This is a genomic window from Candidatus Chloroploca mongolica, assembly GCF_004762035.2.
Classification (GTDB): domain Bacteria; phylum Chloroflexota; class Chloroflexia; order Chloroflexales; family Chloroflexaceae; genus Chloroploca; species Chloroploca mongolica.
Genome location: NZ_SIJK02000019.1, coordinates 95,684 through 109,888, shown reverse-complemented (window position 1 = coordinate 109,888; position 14,205 = coordinate 95,684). Strand labels below are relative to the sequence as shown.

Genomic DNA, 14,205 nt, shown 5'->3' with positions numbered 1-14,205 from the left:
ACCCCGCTGCGCCAGCAATGTCACCCCGAGCGCAGCGAGGGGTCTTCCATGCGCCGCAGCGAAGATTCCTCACTCCGTTCGGAATGACATGGCTGGCGTTGGCACCCCCGCTGCGCTCGCTCTGGCACCCCGCTGCGCCCAGCCATGTCACCCCGCTGCGCCAGCAATGTCACCCCGAGCGCAGCGAGGGGTCTTCCATGCGCCACAGCGAAGCTTCCTCACTCCGTTCGGAATGACATGGCTGGCGTTGGCCCCCCTTGGTGCGGGCACTGAACCAGCAACCCATCCCCATGCCGCGACGCTTGTGCCCCGAACCTTGGCCAACGACACCGCCACCTTCGTGCGAAAAAAACGAACGTCATGTCGCTCCCTCGGCGCTTGGATAAAAAACCCTACCCCCAAAAGGCGAGGGGTGCCCCTACGGCCGGGCCCGGTGTACGGGCACCCCTCGCGGGTGCCCTGGCGGGCACCCCTCGCGGGTGCCCTGGCGGGTGCCCCTACGGCCGGGTTCGGTGTAGGGGCACCCCTGGCGGGTGCCCTGGCGGGTGCCCTGGTCATGCTGCGCACAGCAACCCAATTACGACGCTGGCGCAAAGATACGGTAGTTCAGGCTCGCAAAGAGGCCATCCTCCTCTTCGAGTTGTCCCAGCAGGGCGAGATCGGCTTCCTGGAGGTGACGGTGCCGGGCGAGTTCGGCAAGCTGGCCGAAGCGCTGGAGATAGGTGCGCCAGCGGGCCGCCCAGCCCTCTTCGCCTGCGCCGGCACTCAAGAGCGCCGGCCAGTCGCTTGTCTGCGCGAGAAAGAGTTCGCGTGCCGCCTGGTTCAACAGGCGTTCGTGCTCGGCAACGGCATCGGGGAAGGCCAGCGCCAGTTCGACCATCGCCTCTTCGGCCCGATGGATCTCTTGCCAGTAGACCTCGGCGACCCCGCCTTGCCACGCTCCGTGAACCCCCGCTGCCCAGGAACCCTCTTTGAGCAACCCCTGCACCCGTGGGCGATGGTTGCGCACATATGCGCCCGGTGTAGTTAGGCGCAGGCTTCCGTGCGTCGCGCTGAGCATCAACATCGCCTGGAGCCAGGTTGGGCCTTCGACCCAGCGGGTGCCGAGTTGCCCGGCATCGAGCAGGATGAGCCGCAAATCGTCGGCTCCGGCGCGGGACTCTTCGGCCACAAGCAACTGGGTAAAATGAACCGCGTGGTTCTGGGCCCGCCTCAGGGCGTGGTAAGGATCGTAGGGTGCCCCACTACGTGCGTGGTAGCCCGAAGGATCGTCGGGATCACGGTAGAGCGGATCGCCTGGGTAGCCTAGGTCTTCGGACCAGATATGGCGGGCGAGATCTTCGTCAGGGAAGAGCGCCGCGACGCGCCCCGGGATCACGTTGATTGGCGCGGGTTGCTGCTGTGTTACCAGGCTGCTGCGGTCGGCCACGACATACCGTAACCCGATCTCTGCCATCATGCCTTCAAGCCCCGGACGCCAGCTGCATCCCGGTAACCAGAGCCCGTCGAGACGCCCGAGATGGCGGGTCGTATGCAGCATGCCACACTCGATCTGCGCATGCACCGACTCTTCACGCCCCAGCAGCGGCAAGTAGGCATAACTTGCCGGGCACGCCAGCGGTTCGATCACCCGCGCTATCGTCAGTTCACGCAGCCACGCAGGCAAGTGCCGGTTGAACCGCTCGGTAAACGCGCTGAGCCGTTGCTCGATCCACTCGACATAAAAACGCTCAAGGTAGGCTGCATGCGTGTCGCCTCGCGCCTCGGCTTCCGCCAGACTCGCCTCGCGTTGCGCAATCACCTTCTCCATCCAGAGCACAAAATGTTTCTGCACCAGCGGATCGGCAAGTTGCTCGAGCAAAAGCGGCGAACAGGCCATACCAACCTGGATCGGCAACCTGGTACTATGCAGTTCCACCAGCATCTCGACAAAAGGCAAGAGGCTCTGCGCAATCATCGCATGCAGGGCATCTTCACCCTCTGGCTGAGGCCCGGCATGGCGCACATAGGGCATATGAGCAATAAATAAAAAAGCAATCTGCATGGCTTCTACGGATCTGGCAAAACCGTCACTTCAGGCACCACCTCGGTGGTTGGTGTCTTGGCAAGCAACGGATCTTCGGTTGGGGTCACCGTCAAGATAAATGTTGCCGTCGGCCCTCCGGTTGGCACAAGCCCCTCGGTAGGATTCGGCGCTTCCGTTGGAGGCGCCGAAGGCGTCGGTGTATCTGTCGCTGAGTCAGACGCGGTCGGCGTGAGTGACGCGGTCGGCGTGGGTGACGCCGCCGTCGGTGTGGGCGACGCGGTCGGCGTGGACGATGCGGTCGGTGTGGGCGACGCGGTCGGTGTGGGCGACGCCGCCGTCGGCGTTGGTGTCACCGAGGGTGTTGGCGACTCGGTTGGCGTCGGCGACTCGGTTGGCGTCGGCGACTCGGTTGGCGTCGGCGTGGCGGTAGGGGGCACCGTTGGCGTCGCCGTCGGCGGTGTTGCTACCGTTGGTTCGAGGGTTGGCGGCGCCGGGGTCGGCGAGCGCACCGGTGGCGGTGGCACCGGCGTTGCGGTTCGCACGGGAATCTGGGTTGCCGGTGGCGGCGGTGGGGCTTCGGTGGCGGTCGGTGTGATCACCGGGACGGCACTGCCTGCCAGGGGTGGCGCGGTTGCCGCTGGTGGCTCGGTCGGGGCGATGGTTGCTGTCGCTGTCGGTGACGGAAAGAGGGGCGGGCGCCCATCATCGGCAAAACCTCGGGCAGCGGCCATAATTACCAGGATCATCCCGATCACAAGCAACGCCCCGATGAGGGTCATCGGAAGTACCCCCGAACGCGCACGCTCAGCCTCGGGCGCACGCATCCGCCCGGCACGGGGTTGCGCCCCGCTGCCTGGCGGGCGTGCCGAGGTGCGCGGAGGCACCCGGAGGCTCGGTGGCACCGCCTCGGCGCGGTCGGTTGGTTGACCGGCACTGCTGGCGGGTTGCCGTGGCAAGGGTGGTGGTTCTGCCCGCGGCGGTGGCGCTCCCGGGGGCGGCGCACCGGGGGCGGGTGGCCGCACATAGGCAGCGGGCGGTGGCAGAACGTCGAGTTGCGGCGGTTCTGGCGCACTCCCGATGGGATACGCAAGATCGGCCAATTGCGCACGGGTGGCGAGCGGAATACCGTAATAGACCAGCACCGACCGCAGCGCCTCAACCAGTTCACGCCCTGATGGATAACGCGCCTCGGGCGGTTTGGCGAGGGCGCGCGCCATGATCGCATCAAACTCACCGGGCAGGTGTGCAGCAACGCTTGAAGGTGGCGGGGCCGGCAATTGGGCATGGGCGACAATCAACTGCGGAGGTGAACCCGAAAAGGGAACCCGCCCCGTCAGCAACTCATAGGCCACCACCCCCAGCGCATAGAGATCGCTGCGGCCATCGACCCGGCGGGCCTCGGCCTGTTCGGGCGACAGATACTCGGGGGTGCCCATAAAGATCCCCGTGCGCGTCAGGCGCTCGCCATCGGCCTCGCTCGTCTGCGCAATGCCAAAATCGGCCAGCAAGACCCGGCCTTCCCGGTCAACCAGGATATTGTGCGGCTTGATATCACGATGCACCGCACCCTGTGCATGCGCATAATCAAGCGCCAGGGCGACGGGTTCAAGCAGACTCACCGCATAACCCGCGTCAAGCCGCGTCCGCTCCTGGAGCACCGCAGCGAGACTCTGCCCATTGATATACTCCATCGCAATATAATGCAGGCCGTCTTCTTCGCCCACATCATAGATGGTCACAATCGCAGGGTGGCGCAGACTCGCCGCCGTCGTAGCCTCACGCTCGAAGCGACGCACAAACTCGGTATCGAGGCTTAATTGGGCCGCCAGAACTTTCAGCGCAACCTGGCGCTGCAGCTGCGTGTCCAGGGCCAGATAGACCCGGGCCATGCCGCCGCGACCCAACTCGGCGCGGATCTCGTAGCGCCCTAGACGACGCCCGATCAGACCGGTGACACTCTGCACAGGATGGTGCTCAACAGATAGTGTGGTATTTTTACCAGCCTGATGGTATAATCAGGCATATTAGAGCGATTGTACCACATCGCACCTTTGGTTTCAAAGCTGTACAGAGGAACTCAGGCATGGTCGCTGCGCCTGCGCCAAAATTGATCATCAAACGCCAGGATGGTCACTATCGTGAACTCGACTGGGATCGCGAACAGTTGACGATCGGGCGTGATGGGGCTAACGATATTGTGATCGATCATCCTCTTGCCTCACGACGGCACGCTCGTCTCGAGCAGATCGAGGATGGTTTTGTGCTCCGCGATCTTGAGAGTACCAATGGTACCTTTGTGAATCAAGAACGCATTGAAGGCCTTGTGCATCTACACAATCAAGATCAGATCTTTATTGCTGATACGATCATTGTTTTTCACGACCCCGAAGCAACGGTCAAAGGGGTTGTCCCGCCCGAGTTGCTGCGTGCCGCACGGGAAGAGGTGCGTGTTGATAGTCGCACCAAAGAGGTCTTTGTGAAGGGTCAGTTGGTGCAACCCCAGTTGACCGTGAAAGAGTTCCAGTTGCTCGAGTTGCTCTATCAACGCACGGGCCAGGTGATCAGCAAAGACGAGATCGCCCGCCAGGTCTGGGATTACGAAGTCTTTGACTACAATGCGATTGATGCGCTGGTCTATCGGTTGCGCCAGCGGATCGAGCCCGATCCCGCGCATCCGCGCTATCTGGTGACCCAGCGTGGGTTTGGCTACAAACTTGTGACAACGCCCGAGGCATAATTGCCCATCAGTACCATAGGTTCTATGTCAGCACTTACCTTGAGCGCTCCGGCCAGCCTGCGCGGGATTGTGCATGTGCCTGGTGATAAGTCGATTTCGCATCGTGCGGTGCTCTTCAATGCCGTTGCCAACGGTGATGCGCGGATTACCAATTTCCTGGCAGGGGCCGATTGCTTGGCGACGATTAGGTGCATGCAGGCCCTCGGGGTCGATGTCCACCGCAATGAGACCGATGTTTTTGTACGCGGGGTGGGCCTTCGAGGGTTGCGCGAGCCAGGTGATGTGCTCGATTGTGGCAACTCGGGGACGACGCTGCGCTTGCTGACGGGTTTGCTGGCCGGGATGCCGCTCTTTGCGGTGCTGACCGGCGATGCTTCGCTGCGTTCCCGCCCTCAGCGCCGCATCGTGACCCCGCTGCGCGAGCTCGGGGTGACGATTGATGGGCGCCTTGACGGTGATCGGGCTCCGCTTGTGGTACGTGGCGGTGGTCTGCAAGGGGGCACCTATGCGCTCCCCGTCGCTTCGGCACAGGTCAAGTCGGCACTACTGCTCGCCGCCCTCGGTGGTACGGGGCCGTTGACCCTGACGGGCAAGATCGCGTCGCGTGATCACACCGAACGGATGCTCCAGGCGATGGGCCTTGATCTGAACGTTGCCGACGATGAATTGGTCTTGCATCCGCCCACGCATCCCGTCTTTCCCTATCCCCTCTCGTTGCGCGTGCCCGGCGATCCCTCGTCAGCAGCCTTCTGGTGGGTCGCCGCCGCGATCCATCCCGATGCCGAATTGCTCACGCCTGGCGTCTGTCTGAATCCGACGCGCACCGGGGCGCTCGAGGTGTTGCAAGCGATGGGGGCCGAGGTGACCATTACGAATGAGCGGATCGAAGGGAGTGAGCCGGTTGGCGATGTGCTGGTGCAGTCGTCGCATCTGCGCGGCACGACGATTAGTGGTTCCCTTATTCCACGCCTGATTGATGAAATTCCGGTGCTGGCTGTGGCGGCGGCCTGCGCCGAGGGCGATACTGTCATTCGTGATGCCGGTGAGTTGCGTGCCAAAGAGAGCGACCGGATTGCGACCGTGGTGGCCGGTTTGCAGGCCCTCGGGGTGACGGTTGAACCAACTGATGATGGCATGGGGATCGTTGGCCTCGGGCGCCCTGCGCTACGCGGTACACCGCTGGCGACCCACGGTGATCATCGCCTCGCGATGGCCTGGGCTGTCGCGTCCCTCGTGGCTGAAGGCGATGTGATCGTTGATAATCCGGCGTGTGCCGATGTGAGCTACCCCGCTTTCTGGGCGACCCTCGCGAGTCTTGGCTGAGTTGGCTGTGAAGAAGGGCATAGGTACCATAGCGATGAGTAAACGCTATACGTTCACGATTGAGATTTATACCTCTGCGCTCGTTATTACGGGGAGTTATGACTTGCCCCTTTATCGTCGGGTGAGCGATGCGCTCAATAGTCGTCTGCATCGCTATATTGTGCTGCGTGATGCAACGATCGCGCCCGCTGATCGGGTGCAACATGTCCAGCAGGTGCCCCAGATCCTGGTTGACTGGAGTGATGCGTTGCTCGTTGCGACGATCAGTGAGCCTGATCCGCCCCCCGATTTCAAACATGCTCAGCCGCCGCGCAATACGCAGCCGATGATGTTTTTTACGCCCCTCTTTGCGCTACGGGCCGATTTCTATAAGCGTACCGACCGCGAGTTGATCGAAATGCTGAGTGAGATGAACGATGATTTTGTGCCTCTCCGCAATATTACGATCTATCCTCATCATAGCGGCGCTCCGGTGACGCGGAGTTTTGGTTGCCTCAATCGGCATCATATTCAGGTGCTCTATCCGCTTGGCATGGCGATGACCAATGCGCCCGTGCCTTCATCTGAGGCCCCAGTTCACGATGTTCAAGCTCAGCCTGCGTCGGCTGAGTAGGCGTTCAATGGGGCAGGCCCCAAATGCTGTGCTGTTGTTCTGTTTTGGTGGCGAAAACGCCAAAACGGAACAACAGCAAAGAAGGAGCAGGTTCTGTCCAATGCGCTAAAGCGGCGAAAGCAGGGGCGTTCCTCCCACCGCTGGAAGCGGGTGGGAGGAACGCCCTGAAGGGTAAACATCTATGAAGATTCTTGTGACAGGTGGAGCCGGATATATCGGCTCAATGACGACGGCTGAGTTGCTCGCGGCAGGCCACCAGGTGGTGGTGCTCGATAATCTCTATCAGGGCCATCGGGCCGCTGTTCCACCCGAGGCAACCTTTGTGCAGGCCGATCTTGCTGATCGCGCCGCCCTCGCTCGACTCTTTGCCGACCATCCCGACATTGATGGCATTATGCACTTCGCCTCGTATACGCTCGTCGGCGAAAGCATGGATAAACCGTTGCTCTACCTGCGGGATAATCTGGTCAATGCCGCGAATCTGCTTGAATATGCCGTTGAGGCGGGCGTGCGGCGCTTTATTCTCTCCTCTACCGCGAACCTCTTTGATGATCCGGCCAGGATGCCGATTGATGAGCACGAGCGCATTGTGCCTGGTTCGCCCTATGGCGAGTCCAAGTTTTTTATCGAGCGACTGCTCGCGTGGTTTGAACGCATCTATGGCCTGCGCTACTGTTGCCTCCGCTATTTCAATGCAAGCGGCGATACGCCCAATCGTGGCGAAGATCACGATCCCGAAACGCACCTGATCCCGTTGGTGCTGCAGGTTGCGCTTGGTCAGCGCCCCCATATTACGGTCTTTGGCGACGATTATCCAACTCCTGATGGTACCTGTGTCCGCGATTATATCCATGTCGTCGATCTTGCGCAGGCCCATATTCTGGCGATGGAGTCGCTCGATCAATTTGGCTCACAGGTCTATAATCTTGGCAATGGCAGTGGCTTCAGTGTCCTCGAGGTGATCGAGACGGCCCGTAAGGTCACCGGCCATCCGATCCCGCATGTGATTGGGCCGCGGCGCGCCGGTGATCCGGCAACCCTGGTGGCCTCATCAACGACGATCCGTGAGAAACTGGGGTGGCAACCACGCTATCCTGACCTCGAGGCGATCATTGCGAGTGCCTGGGAGTGGCATCGGACGCATCCTCATGGCTATGCCAAGGAATGAAACTGAAGCATAAAAGCGGGTATAGGGGAGTATCGGAGTGCCGACTTCAGTCGGCCTCCGGTTCAGCCGACTTCAGTCGGCCTCCGGTTCAGCCGACTTCAGTCGGCACTCCCGGATGTAGTTCTTCATAACCATCTCATGGTATCAGTACCCCATCAAACAAGACTCGGCAACTTTCAAATGGTGCGCATCATTGGGCGTGGTGCGTCCAGTGAAGTCTGGATGGCGCGCCACGTCGAGATCCATGATCACATCATGGCGGTCAAGTTGCTGATGTCGCACGAACCCGAGTTGATCGAACGCTTTCAGCGCGAAGCACGGATTGCCGCGCGTCTGCACCATCCCCATATTGTCCAGTTCTATGACTTCGGTCAGACGCCGCCTCTCTTCTATGCCGTGATGGAATATATCCAGGGTTTATCGCTCCGCGAGGTGATCGAGCGTCGTGGGGCGTTGCCGTTGACCGAGGCGGTGCGTATCTTCAAGCAGATCGCTGAGGCGCTTGATTATGCCCATAGCCTGCGCATTGTCCATCGCGATGTTTCCCCCGGCAATATCCTGATCGAAGAGACGACCCGGCGTGCGGTGCTCACCGATTTTGGCATTGCCCGTGATGCGATCCATCCCATCACCGTTTCGAATGCAATCATGGGGACGCCCTATTATCTCTCACCTGAACATCTTGATTCAGCCACGAGGGTTACGCATCTTTCTGATCTTTTTTGTCTGGGAATTATTTTCTATCAGTTGCTCTGTGGGCAGGTGCCCTGGGTTCAAAGCGGGCGTAATCCTGAACAACCCGATTTCAGTACGTTGATCCCGCTCAGCGAACGGGGCATCGAGGGCATTCCCCGTGGGATGGACGAGGTGCTGGGCACGCTTCTGGCTCATGATCCGACACAGCGCTTCGGTTCGGGTAGTGCGGCGATCCATGCCTTAGAGCAACTGCTCAAGCGCCACGAGACCGAGACGCAGGTCTTGAATATTGGCATGCTTCCCGCCGAGAGCCTGGTTGAGCTCGAGGCGAGCGGCGTGGAACCAAATGTGGTCGAGCAGGTGCTGGGGAACGAGTTGAAGCGACCGGTGCTTGAACGTGCCCACCGCCGTGCCAACGAGTTGATGAATGAAGTGGTGGTCAAGGCGCTGCTCGATCACTGGTCAGCCCAGGATCGCCTGCGCGGTCGCCCGCTGCTTGGCCGTCTCGCCCGGATGCACCGCATTGCCAGCCACAATGTCTATTTCTATCAACTCCAGGTGCTCTATGAACGCCGGGTGGCTGGTGAGGATGAAGAAGAGCCGGACCTGGTCGGCGAAGCCTTTCCGCTCGAACGCGAAATCGAACGGTGGAAGGTGACGCTCGATGAACCGCAGGTCTTTGCCGACCACGCCGGCGAACGCCGTACCCTCCCTGGTTCGACCCGCGTCATCAATTGCCCAAACTGCAAGAGCCGGGGGCTTCTGGTGTGCAAGCGTTGCCAGGGCAAACAGCGCATCTATATCCCACGTCCGACGACAACCCCATCCTCGGCGCAGGGCACGGCTGCGGGATCCTCGGCGTCAGGTACTGGCACGACAACCACCCCCGAGCCGCAACAGATCCTGATCTCGTGTCCTGACTGTGATGGCCGTGGGAGCCTCACCTGTCCGCAGTGCGAGGGTGCGACACGTCTGATCCAACGCAAGACGTTTCATTGGAGCCGGAACGCACGCCGTTTTGATGCCCAGGATGATCTGCCCCTGGTTGATGAAACCTGGCTGGCCCGTACCTGTCAGGCCGAACCGATCTATCAGCAACGTCAGGCTGGCGGCTTCCATTCTACGTGGCAACTGATCGAGCCGGTGGCTGAAATCATGCATCAGGCTGAAGCACAGCTCGATACCGACACCCGCATCGTGCTCAGCGAGTTGAGCATCAGCCTCATCCCCGTGACTGACGTGCTCTTTGATCTCGGCAACACCGACGAAGATAGCCTCTACCGCCTCTCAATCTATGGCTTCGAAAACCTCATCCCCCCCGACTGGCGCTTTTTCAACTGGGAACGGGTGATCTACCTCCTTTTCATTGTTATTTTGGTGGTGCTCGTGGGGGTTTTTGCTTTTTTTGCGCTGATCTAGGCGCAAGAGCTTGCCAAGAAGCTCAAAGATCAGAATTCTCTTGCAAGAATCGATCAAAATCAAGCTCGCCCGGTGATTGCCCATAGCCCGTCAGGAGCGCTGCGGCTTCGCTGCGATGCTGAATGCCATGAGTCACGACGTGGACGATGGTCTGCCATACCTTCGGACCACGCTGTGGATCATCACCATACCCTTGATTGATGTGGTCTTCGCTCAATTCGTCTACGTACGCAAACCAGGCAGCTTGTTCGAGTTGCCAACGGTGCTTCAGCGCCGCCACATCGCCAAAATCGTCGGCCTGCAGGATCGCATCCCCGTCTTGAGCTTGCAATACCATGCGCCAGCCGTACTCGGTATCGAGCGTATGCACGAGCATACCGCGCACACTCCCCCAGCCAGAATCCGGGGTGTGTTCGCGGGTAAACTCGTCCGCTGAAATACGCTCGCATGCGGCAAGGATGCGGTTGTTTGCCCAAAAATTGAAGTGGATCAACGTAGCGATTTCGCTCTTGTTCATTGCCGGCCCTCCTTCTTGTTCGAGCCGCTCAACCGCGCCGCTGCGAATGACAATTTCACGGTCACCTCGGCACCGGGTTCAATGCCGCTGGCGCGTAACCATGCCGCTGCCAAACGAAGGAAATAGTCCTTTCCCAATGCGCCCAGAGTGCCCTGAACCGCAACATCATTAATTGTTCCTGAAACAGGATACCGTGGTCTCACTCCCCAGACTTCGCAGGGAGAGAAGGGAATTGCGACAAACGTAAAACGTCCTTCTTGCTGCACCTTTGCAAGAAATACCTGATCGCCGGTATCGCTCATCTTGGTGTGCCTTTCGTTGAGATCTTTAAGAACATGCGGATGAGAGCTTGCCATAAACGCCGAACGCCCGCATTGTAAACCAAGACGACGGTTCAGCGATACCGGCACGCGCAAACTGAGAGGACTCGCCATAAAGTGCCGGGTCTGGGGGCTTTTTTACGATGCTTTTTTGACGCAAAGGTGCGTTTGGAAATGCATCACACCTTCGCACCTCACAGAAGCTCACGCGAAGGCGCGAAGGCGCGAAGGGTTAAGCTCACCGACGCGAAAAGCTTTGCGCCGTTGCGCCGTTGCGTCAAAAAAACCACCTGATAGGCACGGTCGTGGGGCGAGGTTATGGGTGTGCTCTCGTTCGGTGATGCGTGGGTTCATCAGTCTGGGTGATCGCCGCGACGGTAAACCCACTGGCTTCGGCGAGGGTCGCTGTTGAGCAGGCGAAATTTAATTCCGTCGACGGCAGCGTGGCACTCGTTGATCGTGGCGTCATCAGGGCTGTTGCAAAGTCCTCCTGATCATCCGCAGATTACGCAGATTACGCAGATTTAGAGCGTCCGCATCTGCGTAATCTGCGGACACTATCTAACCCTACCGGGACTTTGAATCAGCCGTGGTGGCGTCATGCTGGCACAGCATCTGGAGAACCCAGCGTGGTATACTACGCTTGGTGCGGAGCATACGCCGCTCGGTCTGAGGGAGCATCCATCATAGATTACGCTCCACGCTTCTGCGTTCGGCAGTTGTGATTATCCGTGTCACGGCAGGCGCGTTGCGTGGCCTGTTCTGATGAGGAGGTCGTCGTGCGCTTGATCATCGGTGGTGTTTTTCAGTCGCTGGACGGCGTGATGCAGGCTCCTGGTCGGCCCGAAGAAGATCGTGCGGGTGCCTTTGACCTCGGAGGCTGGGTGGGAGCGTTTACTGATGCGCAGACCCGCGATGCCGTGTTCGCGTACCTGCTCGGCGCACCATATGCCCTCTTGCTCGGGCGCAAGACCTATGACATCTTCGCCGCATATTGGCCGTTCATGCCCGCCGACAACGCCATCGCGGCACGCTTCAATGCCACCACGAAGTATGTACTCACCCACAGTGATACCCCGCTCGCATGGGCCAATAGTCATAGACTGACCAGTATCGACGCCATTGCACATGTGAAGGCAACCGCTGGCCCTGACCTCTTGATCCAGGGCAGCTCGACGCTGTATCCCCCGTTGTTTCGTGCGGGCCTCATTGATCGGCTGCATCTCCAGACGTTTCCCATCGTGCTAGGCCACGGCAAGCGGCTCTTCGGCGCGGGGACACCTGCGGGCGGCATGCGCTTGGTTCACAGCACCGTCTCATCCACCGGCGTCGTGATCGCCACGTATGAGCCCACCGGTCAACTGCCCACCATATCGCCTGAACCTCCGAACCCCAGTGACGCAGAGATCGCACGCCGTGAACGGGTGAAGCGCGAGGGCTGAACCCTGATCGGGGCAACGTGTGCCATGATGCCAGAGGGAGAATCGATGCCCGATCACATCCAGCGCTCGTTGGCGGCACGGCGGCGCTGCTCGTCTCGTTGAATGCAGTGCCCAGTGAGGCCGACGGCGAGCAGCGCACCAACGCTGGCAGCGCCCGCCAAAAGGTTCTCGGCGTTCTGCGCTTTACCGCTCTGCGCTTTACCGCTCTGCGCTTTACCGCTCTGCGCTTTACCGCTCTGCGCTCAAACGGTGACGATCGCAGCGACGCGCTGGATCGCCTGGGGTGAGCGGTGGCAGGGGCAGGCGTGGAACTGTTCCAGGTGGTGGCTCACTATTCGGGCAAAGGCGGCAAGCCAAGCTCCTTGAGGAACTTGTTATGGCGCTGTGTTGATTCCGCGATCTTCGCCTCTAGTTCTACCAGTTGCGTATTCACCGCAGTTAGGTCAATCTCCTCGTCTGAGACGGCGGTGCTGATGTAGCGCGAGATGTTGAGGTTGTAGTCATTCGCCGCGATCGTTTCCATCGAGACGCGCCGCGAATAGCGATCTTCTTCGGTGCGATACTGGTAGGTGTCGATGATCTTGTCGATGTGCGTCTGCGACAGGCTGTTCTGGCGCTTGCCTTTGTCGAAGTGCTCGCTGGCGTTAATGAATAGGACATCGTCGGGCTTTTTGCACTTTTTTAGCACCAGAATGCAGACGGGTATGCCGGTGGAGTAGAAGAGGTTGGCGGGTAAGCCGATGACGGTGTCGATGTGGCCGTCTTTCAGCAGTTTCTGACGAATGCGTTCTTCCGCGCCGCCACGGAACAGTACGCCGTGGGGTAGGATGATCGCCATGGTGCCTTCTTGGGCTAGGTAGTGAAACCCGTGCAGCAAAAAAGCAAAGTCGGCGGCGGATTTAGGGGCGAGGCCGTGGTTCTTGAAGCGCACATCCTGTGACAGCGCGTCGTTTGGCTCCCAACGGTAGCTAAAGGGCGGATTGGCGACGACGGCAGTGAACTGTGGCTTTTTTGCCGGGTTATCTTCGCGCAGCATATCCCAATCGTTCAGCAGGGTGTCGCCATGCCAGATCTCGAACTCCGAGTCTTTGACGCCGTGCAGCAGCATGTTCATGCGTGCAAGGTTGTAGGTGGTGATGTTTTTTTCCTGCCCGTAGATCTTGCCGATGTTGGCGGCGCCAAGCCGGTTGCGCACGTTCAGCAGAAGTGAGCCGGAGCCGCAGGCGAAATCGAAGACGCTGTCGAGGCGCTTCTTGAGGCCGGTGCTGGGATCTTGGCTGTCGAGCGTGACGATGCCGGAAAGGATGCTGGAGATCTGTTGCGGGGTGTAGAACTCGCCGGCTTTTTTTCCGGAACCAGCGGCGAACTGACCGATCAGGTATTCGTAGGCATCGCCGAGGGTGTCGCTGTCGGTAGAGAACCTTGTTAATCCTTCGGCGATCTTGGTGATGATCGTGCAGAGCTTTGCATTACGCTCGGCGTAGCGCTTACCGAGCTTTTCCGAGTCCAGATTGATTTCCGAGAACAGGCCGTCAAACGCTCTGGCAAACGATTCTTCCTCAATATACTTGAAGCCTCGTTCCAGGGTGTTCAGCAGTTCGCCATCCTGAGTACGGGCCATTTCGGCAATGCTGCCCCAAAGATATTCGGGCTTGACGACATAGTGTACCTTGCGGCGCATCTGCTTTTCAAATTCCTCAATGTCGTCTCGGTTTTCTTTATACCACAATTGCAGCGGCAGCATTTGGGGCTGGGGGTACGGGTAATCTGAACCCAATTCACGCTTGGCTGCCGCTTCATAGTTGTCCGACAGGTAGCGCAGAAAGAGGAACGCCAGCATATAGTCGCGGAAGTCGTCGGCATTCATGGCACCGCGGAGCTGGTCGGCAATCGCCCAGAGGGTTTTGCCTAACTGTTGATGGTTTTTATCGGTCATTGGTTGTC

General features: G+C 59.7%; 13 protein-coding genes. 8 read left to right on the top strand and 5 right to left on the bottom strand.

The window, feature by feature from the left end; genetic code table 11:
* Positions 1–236, top strand: a 236-nt coding sequence (locus EYB53_RS12245) for a hypothetical protein (RefSeq protein ID WP_205712647.1), incomplete at its 5' end; no start/stop codon positions are given.
* Between the two features lie 341 nt (positions 237–577).
* Here EYB53_RS12245 and EYB53_RS12240 read toward each other — a convergent pair.
* Both EYB53_RS12240 and EYB53_RS12235 read right to left on the bottom strand, forming a co-directional pair.
* The gene (locus EYB53_RS12240) at positions 578–2,044 is read right to left on the bottom strand and encodes a 1,4-alpha-glucan branching protein domain-containing protein (protein ID WP_135478461.1); all 1,467 of its coding nucleotides are present in this window, start codon (positions 2,042–2,044) and stop codon (positions 578–580) included.
* A gap of 5 nt (positions 2,045–2,049) precedes the next feature.
* Positions 2,050–3,990, bottom strand: coding sequence for a serine/threonine-protein kinase (locus EYB53_RS12235; RefSeq protein WP_371879107.1), 1,941 nt, complete (start codon positions 3,988–3,990; stop codon positions 2,050–2,052).
* 119 nt (positions 3,991–4,109) lie between these two features.
* Between EYB53_RS12235 and EYB53_RS12230 the strand changes: the two genes are divergently transcribed.
* The 5 genes from EYB53_RS12230 to EYB53_RS12210 all read left to right on the top strand — a co-directional run bounded on the left by EYB53_RS12230 (position 4,110) and on the right by EYB53_RS12210 (position 9,982).
* Positions 4,110–4,763 carry a winged helix-turn-helix domain-containing protein gene (locus EYB53_RS12230; RefSeq protein ID WP_135478460.1) on the top strand — a complete coding sequence of 218 codons (654 nt, stop codon included), beginning with the start codon at positions 4,110–4,112 and terminating at the stop codon, positions 4,761–4,763.
* A 24-nt stretch (positions 4,764–4,787) separates the two neighbouring features.
* Positions 4,788–6,086: a 3-phosphoshikimate 1-carboxyvinyltransferase gene (aroA, locus tag EYB53_RS12225; protein WP_135478459.1), complete on the top strand. Its 1,299-nt coding sequence runs from the start codon at positions 4,788–4,790 to the stop codon at positions 6,084–6,086.
* 34 nt (positions 6,087–6,120) lie between these two features.
* Positions 6,121–6,699, top strand: a complete 579-nt coding sequence (locus EYB53_RS12220) for a hypothetical protein (RefSeq protein ID WP_135478458.1) — start codon at positions 6,121–6,123, stop codon at positions 6,697–6,699.
* A gap of 181 nt (positions 6,700–6,880) precedes the next feature.
* Positions 6,881–7,867 (top strand): UDP-glucose 4-epimerase GalE, encoded by a 987-nt coding sequence (gene galE, locus EYB53_RS12215; protein WP_135478457.1) that lies wholly within the window; start codon positions 6,881–6,883, stop codon positions 7,865–7,867.
* A 180-nt stretch (positions 7,868–8,047) separates the two neighbouring features.
* A complete protein-coding gene (locus EYB53_RS12210; RefSeq protein WP_167857372.1) occupies positions 8,048–9,982 on the top strand; it encodes a serine/threonine protein kinase in 1,935 nt (644 codons plus the stop codon).
* Between the two features lie 22 nt (positions 9,983–10,004).
* Here the strand turns inward: EYB53_RS12210 and EYB53_RS12205 are convergent, their stop codons facing one another.
* The gene (locus tag EYB53_RS12205) at positions 10,005–10,499 is read right to left on the bottom strand and encodes a DinB family protein (protein WP_097654518.1); all 495 of its coding nucleotides are present in this window, start codon (positions 10,497–10,499) and stop codon (positions 10,005–10,007) included.
* On the bottom strand, positions 10,496–10,933 hold the full coding sequence (locus EYB53_RS12200) for a DUF1905 domain-containing protein (RefSeq protein ID WP_135478455.1): 438 nt from the start codon (positions 10,931–10,933) through the stop codon (positions 10,496–10,498). Before EYB53_RS12200 ends, EYB53_RS12205 begins: the two co-directional genes overlap by 4 nt.
* A 665-nt stretch (positions 10,934–11,598) precedes the next feature.
* Between EYB53_RS12200 and EYB53_RS12195 the strand changes: the two genes are divergently transcribed.
* A complete protein-coding gene (locus EYB53_RS12195; protein ID WP_135478470.1) occupies positions 11,599–12,261 on the top strand; it encodes a dihydrofolate reductase family protein in 663 nt (220 codons plus the stop codon).
* Between the two features lie 17 nt (positions 12,262–12,278).
* Entirely contained in the window at positions 12,279–12,548 is a 270-nt protein-coding gene (locus EYB53_RS12190) for a hypothetical protein (RefSeq protein WP_135478454.1), read from the top strand.
* A gap of 44 nt (positions 12,549–12,592) precedes the next feature.
* Here the strand turns inward: EYB53_RS12190 and EYB53_RS12185 are convergent, their stop codons facing one another.
* Positions 12,593–14,197 (bottom strand): type I restriction-modification system subunit M, encoded by a 1,605-nt coding sequence (locus EYB53_RS12185; RefSeq protein WP_135478453.1) that lies wholly within the window; start codon positions 14,195–14,197, stop codon positions 12,593–12,595.
* Positions 14,198–14,205 lie beyond the last annotated feature (8 nt).

Bases quoted from the DNA above. Each gene is read 5' to 3' on its own strand.
- EYB53_RS12240 (WP_135478461.1), bottom strand. From the start codon at position 2,044: ATGCAGATTGCTTTTTTATTTATTGCTCATATGCCCTATGTGCGCCAT.
- EYB53_RS12230 (WP_135478460.1), top strand. From the start codon at position 4,110: ATGGTCGCTGCGCCTGCGCCAAAATTGATCATCAAACGCCAGGATGGT.
- aroA (WP_135478459.1), top strand. From the start codon at position 4,788: ATGTCAGCACTTACCTTGAGCGCTCCGGCCAGCCTGCGCGGGATTGTG.
- EYB53_RS12220 (WP_135478458.1), top strand. From the start codon at position 6,121: ATGAGTAAACGCTATACGTTCACGATTGAGATTTATACCTCTGCGCTC.
- galE (WP_135478457.1), top strand. From the start codon at position 6,881: ATGAAGATTCTTGTGACAGGTGGAGCCGGATATATCGGCTCAATGACG.
- EYB53_RS12210 (WP_167857372.1), top strand. From the start codon at position 8,048: ATGGTGCGCATCATTGGGCGTGGTGCGTCCAGTGAAGTCTGGATGGCG.
- EYB53_RS12205 (WP_097654518.1), bottom strand. From the start codon at position 10,499: ATGAACAAGAGCGAAATCGCTACGTTGATCCACTTCAATTTTTGGGCA.
- EYB53_RS12200 (WP_135478455.1), bottom strand. From the start codon at position 10,933: ATGGCGAGTCCTCTCAGTTTGCGCGTGCCGGTATCGCTGAACCGTCGT.
- EYB53_RS12185 (WP_135478453.1), bottom strand. From the start codon at position 14,197: ATGACCGATAAAAACCATCAACAGTTAGGCAAAACCCTCTGGGCGATT.